Below are 11,082 nucleotides of genomic sequence, written 5' to 3'. Positions count from 1 at the left end.
CGGAGAGAATGATAGAACCATACCGACAGCGGTCCGGTTTCAAAAACCACTCGTTTCACGGCCGGCGCCCGCTTGCGGATGAGTTCGGCGATGATCCTCGGATCTGATGCGCACTTGCCGCGCCAGATCCGTTCACCTGCTCGACGGATCGAGACTGCCGTCTCTTTCATCGACACGTCAAGACCGATATACTCGTCCATGGCTGTTCTCCATTCGATGCTTGGGCCCGGCGACCAGTCGTGAGCCCGTATTTCCATCCTATCGGGGAACAGCCGCCCTCCAAGTCTCTGATTGGTTTTCGGGCAACTCGCTCCTGCGATTACCCCATGTGGACGCCCCCTCACGGCATCGCTGTGCCAAAGTGGTGTCGTTGACCATCACTTGAACGGAGGCGTCCATGTCGGAAGTTAGCACAATCGGGTTGGATCTGGCGAAGAATGTGTTCCAGATGCACGGCGCGGATGCATCAGGAGCGGTGCTTTTCCGCAAGAAGCTGCGCAGGACCAGGTGCTCAAATTTCTTGCCGCGCAGCCGGCCTGCACGGTCGCCATGGAGGCCTGCGCCAGCAGCCATTACTGGGCGCGCGAAATCGCGAGGCTGGGGCATGAGGTGCGACTCATTGCGCCAGACTATGTAAAGCCCTTCGTGAAGCGCCAGAAGAATGATGCCGCCGATGCGGAAGCGATCTGCGAAGCCGTCCAGCGGCCGACGATGCGTTTCGTGGCAGCGAAGAGCGAGGAGCAGCAGGCGGCGGCTATTGTGTTTCGTGCCCGCGACCTCCTGGTGCGTCAGCGCACTCAGACCATCAATGCGATCCGCGGCCATCTGGCCGAATTCGGGATGGTAGCGGCGCAAGGCCCCTCCCATGTAGCCAAACTCGTGTCAGCGATCGAGGACCGTGACACCGACATTCCTGAGCTGGCCCGACCGATCCTACGCCTGCTCGTGGAGCAGTTGCGATCACTGGACGAGAGGGTGGCGCGATTCGACCGTGAGCTCGCTCGGCGCGCCAGAGAGGATGCCGAAGCCAAGCGGCTGATGACGATCCCAGGAATCGGGCCGATCACGGCGACGGCGCTCGTTGCCCTGGTGCCGACGGCTCAGGCCTTTAAGAGAGGACGCGACTTTGCGGCGTGGCTGGGACTCACCCCGCTGCAGCGCTTCACGGGCGGAAAGCAGAAGCTCGGCGAGACATCCCGCATGGGCGAACGAACCCTGCGCCGACTGCTGATCATCGGCGCGAGCGCGGCCGTGCGTTGGGCAATGCGCAAAGGCTCGACAGCAGATCCCTGGCTTGCGCGTATGCTTGCCCGCAAGCCGCCCATGCTGGTGATCGTCGCCCTCGCCAACAAGATGCCGCGTATCGTCTGGGCATTGATGGCGAGAGGCGGAACTTATCGGGCTCCGGTTGCGGCAAAGTAGTTCCGCGGCAGGGCCCCTGAGAGTGTGAGAAGGTCAACGGAGAGTATGGCGCAACGGTCAACGAGACGGGATCGGGAAAACCAGATTATGGATACGCGCCTCGAGCACGCGAGGTTGAACTGGACCCGCTCCGCGAACTCCCATACGGGCCGGCGGCATGTGACAGCCGCAGCAAAAGGCCGGACACATGTCAGCACCCGACCACGCTCCGTGCTCCTCGAAAGATTCTTCTTGCACCAACGGGGGCGTCCACACATGTCCATGACGATATGGACAGCGAGCCCCTCAGGGATTTGAGCGTCGACCTCTTTGAGGAACTTCAAGAATTCGACCGCCCGATGGCGCTTGTAGCATTTGCCAATGACAAAGCCGGAAGCGACATCGAGCGCGGCAAAAAGCGTGGTCGTACCATGCGGCACGTAGCTGTGCGTGCGACGTTCCGGTACGCCAGGCATCATCGGCAAGACCGGTTGCTCGCGATCGAGTGCCTGTATCTGACTCTTCTCGTCGACGCTGAGGACAACGGCTCGGTTCGGTGGGGACAGGTAAAGCCCGACAATATCGCGCACCTTGTCGACAAATAGCGGATCGCTCGACAGCTTGAATGTCTGGCTGCGGTGCGGCTGCAAGCCGAACGCCGTCCACATTCGACGGATCGTGGTGTGAGAAAAGCCAGTTTCCGCAGCCATCGAACGGATCGACCAGTGCGTCGCGTCGGGTGGCGTCGTACGCAATGTCCGCTCGATTACCTCAGCAACCTGATCGTCGTTGATGGTTCGAGGGCGGCCAGGGCGGGCTTCGTCAAGCAGGCCATCACAGCGATCCTTCAAGAATCGGCGGCGCCACTTGCCAACGGTGTGTTCATGGATGCCAAGTTCGGCAGCCACAGACTTGCTTGGCAAGCCATCTGCACACCGCAGGATCGCGCGGCACCGCTCAGATAGCGACCGGGCTACACGATGACGACGAACTTGCCTCTCTAAATACGTTCGCTCTTGCGGACTCAGCACCAACGGCTCGATTGGCCGGCCCCTCACACCTGCATTCGCCACAAGCGCTCTCCCCTACAGAGATTCGAGCCATCATATAATGTGACGAACTTCCGTTCCAGATGACTAGAGCGGAGCACAGGTGTCGGTAATGCCGCCTTTCGTCCACTTTGTGGAGCTAACTGAGCCCTTGCTCGCGGCACGGCTGCCTGGTGCCGCCGATAGAGGCCCGCGGACAAACCAGAACCATGCTATGAACTGAACTGCAAGGTTCACTGCAAAGGCGGTCTGGTAAGCAACTTCCGGATAGTGGCCCTGCTGAGGCGTCCAGTGCTGAACCACGAAGTCCACGAGGCACTGGACCAGAAACGCGCAACCGATGTGAAAGACGTTGAGCGCCGCGTTCGCACGTCCAGCAAGCTCTTTGGGGAAAAAATCGGCCAAAATCGCGTAGCTAAGGACGGTTGCCGCCCCGACGCCAGCGACGATCATCCACGGAACGGATGATGGAAGAGGTACTCGCAGGATCACTGCCAGTTGGGCGAGGAAAAACAGAACTGCAACCAACCCCAACAGCGCTCGTGGCCCTATCCCGTATCGACGGAGCTTTTGAGCGGCGACGCCTAGAACCAGGGCGCCCGCACTCGATGCGATGGCCATGACAAAGAGATTGCGAAGCAATGCCGAACGGTCCGGGCCTTCGACATCGGAGAACCACTGGGCAGCCCACAATCCCTGTAGCGCCCAGGCCGTACCAATACAGGTCGCAGAGAGCGGCGCCAAACGCCAGAAGCGAGGATCTGTATAAATCATTCGCAGTCCAATGCTGGTCCCCCTCGCTGCCAATGACGACGTGGCCCTGGGGACGATGAGGAAAATTGCAAGCGCGCATCCAACCGATGCGATGGCTAGGAGTTCAAACAATCCCCGCCAGCCGACCGAAACAAGCAGATATTCGGTCGGCAATGTTGCTGTCACGGCTCCAAGGGAAGCCAGCATGACCATCAAGCCGTTGAGCAGTGGGGCCAGCTCGGCTGGAAACCAGAGAAGGACAGCCTTCAATCCCGCCATCAATGCTGCGGAAGCGCCGAGACCGATTAACGCCCGGCCCAGAAGAAGCAGCAAGAAGTTGTCAGAAACAGCAAATAGCGTTGCGCCGGCGGCTGCTACCAACAGCACGGCACTCTGGATTTGCCGCGGACCGTATCGGTCCAACAATACCCCGATAGGAATCTGGGCCGCCGCGAAGGTCAGGAAATAGATGGAGGTCAGGAGACCGAGGTCATCTGCACCCAGACCGAACTCCTGAGCCAGCGGTCCAGCGATCGTTGCATTGATGGTGCGAAAGAGAAAGGAAAGGTAGTAAGCAGCGACGAAGGGTAAGAATACGCGCAAAATTAAGGGCCACTCTGGCAAGGCCCGCGGCCGCTGTCGCGCCGTCGCACGCCAAGGCAGCAGAAAGGACCGCGACGCGCCAAGGCTTGTTTGCTCGGCTCTTATATCAACTTCGTGCTCGCAGCGTGCCCGTCGTGCGGAACGCGGACATTGTGGTTTGTTGCCGGCGACATTCGTCGCACCGCCCTTCAGTTCCGGCTCTGCTGAGCGCGCCACCGCTAGTTGCCTCACCGGTTCTGATGCAACATGCTCCGGATTCGCCCGCTCGATTGTTTCCTTGATGAGGGACATTCCTAGATGGACCCGCCTTGTCACCTGAGCGGCAAATTCGTCGAAGCGCGCGAGTCCGAGACGACAGGCAGCAGGTTGGTCAGCAGCTGCGAGCGGCGGCGTGACGGCGAGAAGAAATCGAGCCTGAAGCGCAACAGCCTCGCTTACAATTCGCACATCTTGATGAACCTGTTCGAGGTTCCGGTGAATGGCGTTCAGCCGGCGATCAACTGAATTCCCGTTGATGTCACGATCGGCATCGAAGAACTGAGCGAGCGCAGCCTCAACGATCGCTGATTTGCTGGTCCCCGGACCTTGCGCTGCAACTGCCAGCCGCGCGGCGGTGGACTCGGAAAGATGGACACCGATCCACGGCTTCATGGAAGCGCTCCGTCGAAATGCAATCGAGCGGCCGTTGGCTTCTCATGGCCCGAGGCGGATTGTTTCAGCCAGTCGAGGTGGCCCCAGCTTCCTCGATCGACGACGCCAAAGAACGCTTCAACTTGCGCGTTGAACGCCGCAGGCTCTTCGAGATTGATGGCATGGCCCGTATTGGGGCACACCCACATGCCGGCGGCAGGAAGGGTGGATTTGAGCATCAAGCCAGTTTCAAGACATGGCTTGTCTTCGTCGCCCACCGCGAGCAAGACGGGCACCTGCATCTGTGAGAACTGATCCTGGAAGTCGTACAGAGACGGGCGGACGGCTTGGCACTGGAGCAGGGTATTGGACATCCCGCGTGCAGAAAGCTGCTTTAGCCGCTCTACAAACTCCTGCCAGCCCTTCGGATCCTTGTGCTTCAGCCGAATGCGCGTTGAGTGGCCCGCCATTTTCTCAGCTATGGCATCGATACCTCGTGCCGCCAATGCGCACGCCAGAACCGTCGCGTTCTTTGACCAGCTCTCACGATCCGAAGCTGGAGACCCTAGGCCTGCTCCGGCTGCAACGATCGCGCTGCCCCCTTCGCGGTAGCGCAACCCAAATAGCAGAGCGGCGTAGGCGCCCATGCTCGATCCAACTACGTGGGCTCGCCCGATCGATAGACCGCGCATGACGGCATCAATGTCTCGGACGGCGAACTCCCAACCGTATGCGGATGGATCATCAGGAACGTCGCTCGGTGGATATCCTCGAGCGTTGTAGGTGATACATCGAAAGCTGCGGGAAAAATGGCGGATCTGTGCTTCCCAGCTGCCCAGGTCGGATTCAAATTCATGAACGAAAATGATGGGATAGCCCCGGCCGTGCTCCTCGAAGTAGAGCTTTATTCCATCTGCCCCAATAAAAGGCATCGTCACCGCCGATCTTTTTGGAGCGTCGGCAAGGCACGCCGCGCATCGGGCGGCGTTGTGGCCGAGCAGCGACAAAAACGGAGGTGTCGATTATCAGTAATCGGTTTTCGACACATGCAGCTGTTTCGGACGCGCTCGGGCTCATCTCAATGGTTCGCTTGCTCGGCGAGCAACCGGTGGGGACAGCAGATCGACTGGCGATGTCGGCGGATGGGCGCTTGATATGAAAGCTCAAGCGCTAACGGGCATTTTCAGGAAACAGCACACCAGGTCCGAGCTCCGAACGATCGGACGTCCGAAGTCCAGCACCCCGGGGCCGAAAACTCAATTGGCCGCTCTTTTTGCAACATTCATGCGATGGCACTTAAGCGCACGTTGCGCGGCACGACAATTTGAGCAACCTCAGGCAAATCGAAACCATCCCACGTTGACAGCATCTACAGGACGAATGTGACGTGTCGAGGATGACCAGAAAATCGGATCTGTCAGCTTGGTGCTACGTTAGAGAGATAAATATTTCTGTTTACGATCAGCCAGTCCTCCGGACCGGAGATGGGCTTCGCCCCTGGCTTTGAAATACCACAGCCGCTCCGACACTGGCCCTGCCCGCCTATTCGACAGTCACCGATTTCGCGAGGTTGCGCGGCTGGTCGACGTCGGTGCCCATGACCACGGCGGTATGATAGGCGAGGAGTTGCACCGGGATGGCATAGACTATTGGCGTAAAGGCCGCCGCCATGTCCGGTAGCACGATCGTGACCAGCGAATCGACGGTCGCCTCCGCCGCCCCCTTGGCATCGGTCATCAGGATGATGCTGCCGCCACGGGCCGCCACTTCCTGCATGTTGGAGACGGTCTTCTCGAACAACTTGTCGAACGGCGCGATCACCACGACCGGCACGTTCTCGTCGATCAGCGCGATCGGACCGTGCTTGAGCTCGCCGGCGGCATAACCCTCGGCGTGGATGTAGGAGATCTCCTTCAGCTTGAGCGCGCCCTCGAGCGCAAGCGGATAGCTGGTGCCGCGGCCCAGATAGAGCACGTCGCGCGACTTGGAGATCTCGCGCGCGAGCTTCTCGATCTGCGGCTCCGTGGTCAGCGCCGCCGCGATCAATCGGGGGATCTCGACGAGGCTATGCACGAGGCGGGCTTCGTCCGCATCCGACAGTTCGCCGCGCGCTTTGCCGGCTGCGACCGCGAGCGAGGCCAGCACCATGAGCTGGCAGGTGAAGGCCTTGGTCGAGGCGACACCGATCTCGGGGCCGGCGAGCGTCTGCAGCACGGTCTCGCTCTCGCGCGCGATCGTCGAGGTCGGCACATTCACCACCGAAACCGTATGCGCCCCCTGCTCCTTCGCGTAACGCAACGCGGCCAGCGTATCGGCGGTCTCGCCGGATTGCGAGATGAAGATCGCAAGGTCGCCTTTCCGAAGTGGCGCCTCGCGGTAGCGGAATTCGGAAGCGATATCGATCTCGACCGGCAGGCGCGAGAACCGCTCCAGCCAGTATTTCCCGACATAGCCCGCATAGTTGGCGGTGCCGCAGGCGGTGATCGAGACCCGCTGGATATCCTTGAAATCGAACGGCAGCTTGACCGGCAATGTGACCCGCTCGGCGGCCATATCGATATACTGCGCCAGTGTCTGCCCAACCACTTCCGGCTGCTCGTGAATCTCCTTGGCCATGAAGTGGCGGTAATTCGCCTTGTCGACCAGGAGCGAAGACGCGCCGGACTTCAGCGTTTCCCGGTGGGTAACGGCGCCTTCCGAATCATAGATGATTCCGATCTTGCGGGTAAGAACGGTCCAGTCGCCGTCTTCAAGATAGGTGATGGTGTCGGTGAAGGGGGCGAGCGCGATCGCATCCGATCCCAGATACATTTCGCCGTCGCCATACCCGATCGCTAGCGGCGACCCCTTGCACGCGCCGATCATGAGATCGTCGTGACCTTTGAACAGGAACGCCAGCGCGAACGCGCCGCGCAGCCGCGGCAGTGACGCTTTCACCGCGTCCTGTGGCGAGCAGCCATTTTTCAGACAGGATTCGACGAGATGCGCCACCACCTCGGTATCGGTCTCGGAGGCAAAGCTAGCGCCATTCTGCTCAAGTTCGGCCCGCAGCTCCCGGAAATTCTCGATGATTCCGTTATGGACGACCGCGACATTACCGGTCGCATGCGGATGGGCATTGCTCTCGGTTGGCTTGCCATGGGTAGCCCAGCGCGTATGACCAATACCGGCATGACCTGACAGCGGATTGCCGCGCAGGCGCTTCTTGAGATTTTTCAGCTTGCCCTCGGCGCGCCGGCGCTCGAGATGGCCGCCTTCGATTGTCGCGACACCTGCGGAGTCATAGCCGCGATATTCCAATCGTTTGAGTGAATCGACCAGCTGTTCGGCGACTGGACCACGCCCTAATATGCCTATGATCCCGCACATGCCGAACAACGCACCCCAGATACAATGAAACTCATCTTTAAGACCACAAGAATTTCTGCACTCATCTGAACGTACTCAAAGCTACAGCGAATTATGATACCATTGGGTCGTCTCTTTGAAGGCAGTCGGGGTAGTTGGTCTCGCCGCATGACACGCGTGAACTAGGTCTTAAAAGTTTCAGCCATCATCAGTTCGCCCAGCCGCAGTGCGGCTTCGGCGAGCACGATCGAATACCAGCAGGAAGCGGCAGCAAACGAAGTGACGGTTTCGAGGTGAGCCAGATAGTCAGGCGCGAGCCCATGGTCGACCGGTGTGACGGCGAGCCATGGCACAAACAGACTTCTCGCCCGGTAATGAAGATAGCAATCGTAGTCGCAATAGGGCTGCTGCGTGGATATGTCTCGCAAGTCGTCTGATCCTAGGGATCGACGACACTCGATGCAGGTCGGCGGAGCGCATGGTGTCCTGCGATAGAACTTCATACTGTCGGTCAGCTCGCCTTTCCGGGGAGTTCGCTATCGCTGAACAGTTTCCCCTGCATCTTCGGCACGATTTTACGATAGACAAACGATCCAGTTGGCCGGGTTGCAAGTGCCGGGCACCTGCAATCGGCTCGCTCCGATTGGTCGCAAGGCTAATAAAAAGTCGAGGGTTGGCTCAATTGTACGGAGGTAAGCGGCCCATATAGAAACGATTGGAAAAGCCATACGTAGGTTTGCCGGGAGTAGGAGTCCGCGCGATCCGCGCGACGAACCGGCGCGATGCAGCTTGCGCAGGCCCTTGAAGAACGTGCCGCAATGGACATGGCCTCATTTGATACTCCGCGCACGCGCGGGAATTTTGCTCGGAGCCAGCGAAGGATGGGTAACCATCCCGATATAGCCTCAATTCTACCCCAACCGACGTTTTGATATGCGTCATCCTCTATAATAGGTAAAATCGATTGTTTTGATGAAACACATCCGCACAATGGATAAATCCGGCCATGAACCCGATAGGTCTGGCGAGGGCAGGATCACAACCTGTGAACGAGGTTGGCGGCATTTTTCCGTTTCCGGCCATGAGTACAAATTCTTGGACTTAAGGTCTCATCCTCAGAAAGACGACCGAACCAGACAAGAGGGCTGCCACTGGTGGGATACGCCGAACGCGATCCAGGTCGCCGACCGCTGGCATCTGATTGAGAATGCCAGCGCCGCTCTCCTGGATGCCGTGCGCAAGTCGATGTGCTCGATCCGGGCCGCAAATCGGCGCCAGCACGGTCAATCCGGACCTGCTCACCCGAGCTCCGGTATGACGCCTCTCTGCGGCGCGAGGAGACCAGCGTCGCCGTCATGGGGCATGCTGTGGAAGGCATCCCGATCGAAGAGATCGTTCGCCTGACTGGTCACAGCCGCGAGTTCGTCCGCCAGATCACCCGCGATCTTCCGGGTGCGGCACAGCTCGATCGAACCGTATCTGACCTTGCTCGACGAGCAATGGACCCGGGGCTACCGCAATGGTGCCGAACTAAGGCGGCGACTGAAGGCGCGGGGCTTTAGGGTTTCGCTGCGCGTCATGCCCCGGTGGGCGACACGGCGTCGGCGGACCGTCAAAGTGTCTGATCAGCAACTGCGGAAGGCCCCCACCGCCAGGCTGCGGCGTTGAATGACAACGGCGCGCGATCATCTGAGCAAGGCTGACACGGCGACCATCGCTGACATTGAGGTGGCCGCTCCTGTGCTGGTAGAAGCCCGCGGCCTGATCGACCGGTTCCATTCGATGATCAGCAATCAGACCGCCGCCCCCGGCTGCCGCTGATCAGACGAACTGGGGAAGACCGGGAACGGAATTGAGGACCTCGTCCACGAGTTCGTCGCCGACATGTTCCTTGGCGAAGGCGATCGTCTCGTAGGCAAGGCCGGCGATCTTTCCCAGGCTGAGACCCTCACTCATCAATTGCTGGCCGAGACCCATGACGCCGCCTCCGCCGACTGCGCCGAGGACGCTGCCGCCCTCTGCGTCCTCGCCATCATACTTCGCCACTGATTCCGAAGCTCCGGGAATGGCCTCGATCATGCGCGCAACGGGACCGTCGGCTGCCTCGCGTTGCAGGAACCCCACCATCATGCCAACGGCCCTCTCTGCGAGAGCCGGGTCGACGCCGACATCGGTGGCGATGCGTAATACGAATTTTTCCATGGCAGGATTCCTTTCGCTTTATTGAGGTTTACGCGGGCGCCGGTCCGGCGCACAAAACGCCGTGGGCCGAACCACAATTGAACTCCACGAAAATATGGGCGGAGGAAAGCGCTACTGGAAGGGCGCGTAAAACCGCCTCTGTGAACGCAAGCCGCGTCTGACACAATCTCATGACGTTGGCGATCATCCTACGCAGATAGGTCTTGCCTGAAAGAGAGCGATCTTGCCGCGGCCATACATAACAAACGAGGCGACCAGGCTGGCACTGGCTTTCGCGATCCAGGTTCAAGATCGCGCGCATGACGTCGTGCCCGCGCGCCGGCCCGTTTTGCGCAGGTGGGCATTCTCCGCCGAGTGTTCCGTACCGACCTCGCCAAACAACCAACCGCCGGGCACGCGAAACGAATGAACGTTGGAGTACTTCATTCGTCCCTCCCAAAATCGACCGCAGGCGGACCGATGTGTAACACTTGCGCCGGTAAAGGCCTATCCTGAACGCTTTCGATGAAGCGCGCGAGATAAGCAAATATATTGTATTTCTCAAGAACCAACCGCTTCGCCTCTCGTATTGCGTCACGACGTTCCTTCCACAGGTCCGAGTTGATGATTTCTCGGATCTTTTGAATTACGTTCTTGTCCTCTGGATCAATCAGAACCATTGAGTCCGAAGGGAAGAACCTCGTGATTGCCGGGCTGCCGTAATAGATCGGCATTGTTTCAGCAACGAAGCAGTCCATAAGCTTTGACCTGCCACTGCGTATTTCCTCCAGATGGAGTTAGAGTCCGGCCCGCAGAAGGACGGACAGATGAAGCGAGCAAGGTTTTCGGAAGAGCAGATTATCGCGGTGTTGAAGGAGCATGAGGCTGGGGCGAAGACGGCTGACCTTGCTCGCAAGCATGGGATTTCCGAGGCGACGATCTACAATTGGAAGGCCAAATTCGGCGGCATGGATGTCTCCGAGGCCAAGCGACTGAAGGCCTTGGAAGAGGAGAACGCGAAGCTGAAGAAGCTTCTGGCCGAGCAGATGCTCGATGCGGCCGCCCTTCGCGAGCTTCTTTCAAAAAAATGGTAGGGCCGGCCGCCAAGCGCGCTGCG

The 11,082-nt window shown here is 59.4% G+C and carries 8 protein-coding genes and 3 pseudogenes; 3 read left to right on the top strand and 8 right to left on the bottom strand.

The genetic code is table 11. The features are described from left to right. A pseudogene (locus tag K288_RS0140525) lies at positions 1-200 on the bottom strand (IS110 family transposase); the annotation flags it as partial. Positions 201-465: 265 nt separating this feature from the next. Between K288_RS0140525 and K288_RS48380 the strand changes: the two are divergent. After that, positions 466-1,422: an IS110 family transposase gene (locus tag K288_RS48380; protein ID WP_244443449.1), complete on the top strand. Its 957-nt coding sequence runs from the start codon at positions 466-468 to the stop codon at positions 1,420-1,422. A gap of 257 nt (positions 1,423-1,679) precedes the next feature. Here the strand turns inward: K288_RS48380 and K288_RS51470 are convergent. The 5 genes and pseudogenes from K288_RS51470 to K288_RS53105 form a co-directional block, all read right to left on the bottom strand. Next, a pseudogene (locus tag K288_RS51470) lies at positions 1,680-2,474 on the bottom strand (IS630 family transposase); the annotation flags it as partial. A 63-nt stretch (positions 2,475-2,537) separates the two neighbouring features. Further along, positions 2,538-4,457, bottom strand: a complete 1,920-nt coding sequence (locus tag K288_RS48375) for an MFS transporter (protein ID WP_244443448.1) — start codon at positions 4,455-4,457, stop codon at positions 2,538-2,540. After that, positions 4,454-5,443 carry an alpha/beta hydrolase gene (locus K288_RS48370; RefSeq protein WP_244443447.1) on the bottom strand — a complete coding sequence of 330 codons (990 nt, stop codon included), beginning with the start codon at positions 5,441-5,443 and terminating at the stop codon, positions 4,454-4,456. The genes K288_RS48375 and K288_RS48370 overlap by 4 nt, the downstream gene beginning before the upstream one ends. 535 nt (positions 5,444-5,978) lie before the next feature. Beyond that, a complete protein-coding gene (gene glmS, locus K288_RS0140490) occupies positions 5,979-7,805 on the bottom strand; it encodes a glutamine--fructose-6-phosphate transaminase (isomerizing) (RefSeq protein ID WP_027584529.1) in 1,827 nt (608 codons plus the stop codon). A 161-nt stretch (positions 7,806-7,966) separates the two neighbouring features. Then, on the bottom strand, positions 7,967-8,212 hold the full coding sequence (locus K288_RS53105) for a hypothetical protein (protein ID WP_152535925.1): 246 nt from the start codon (positions 8,210-8,212) through the stop codon (positions 7,967-7,969). A 1,240-nt stretch (positions 8,213-9,452) separates the two neighbouring features. Here K288_RS53105 and K288_RS53870 point away from each other — a divergent pair. Beyond that, entirely contained in the window at positions 9,453-9,605 is a 153-nt protein-coding gene (locus tag K288_RS53870; protein ID WP_160169070.1) for a hypothetical protein, read from the top strand. Here the strand turns inward: K288_RS53870 and K288_RS0140470 are convergent, their stop codons facing one another. Both K288_RS0140470 and K288_RS0140465 read right to left on the bottom strand, forming a co-directional pair. Further along, positions 9,606-9,986, bottom strand: a complete 381-nt coding sequence (locus K288_RS0140470; protein ID WP_027584528.1) for a hypothetical protein — start codon at positions 9,984-9,986, stop codon at positions 9,606-9,608. A 422-nt stretch (positions 9,987-10,408) separates the two neighbouring features. Beyond that, positions 10,409-10,699 carry a hypothetical protein gene (locus K288_RS0140465; protein WP_152535924.1) on the bottom strand — a complete coding sequence of 97 codons (291 nt, stop codon included), beginning with the start codon at positions 10,697-10,699 and terminating at the stop codon, positions 10,409-10,411. Positions 10,700-10,792: 93 nt separating this feature from the next. On the opposite strand from K288_RS0140465, the pseudogene K288_RS0140460 reads away from it, so the two are divergent. Further along, positions 10,793-11,082: pseudogene (locus K288_RS0140460) on the top strand (transposase); the annotation flags it as partial.

This window comes from Bradyrhizobium sp. Ai1a-2 (assembly GCF_000426245.1).
Taxonomy (GTDB): domain Bacteria; phylum Pseudomonadota; class Alphaproteobacteria; order Rhizobiales; family Xanthobacteraceae; genus Bradyrhizobium.
This window is presented reverse-complemented; position numbering and strand designations above follow the sequence as displayed.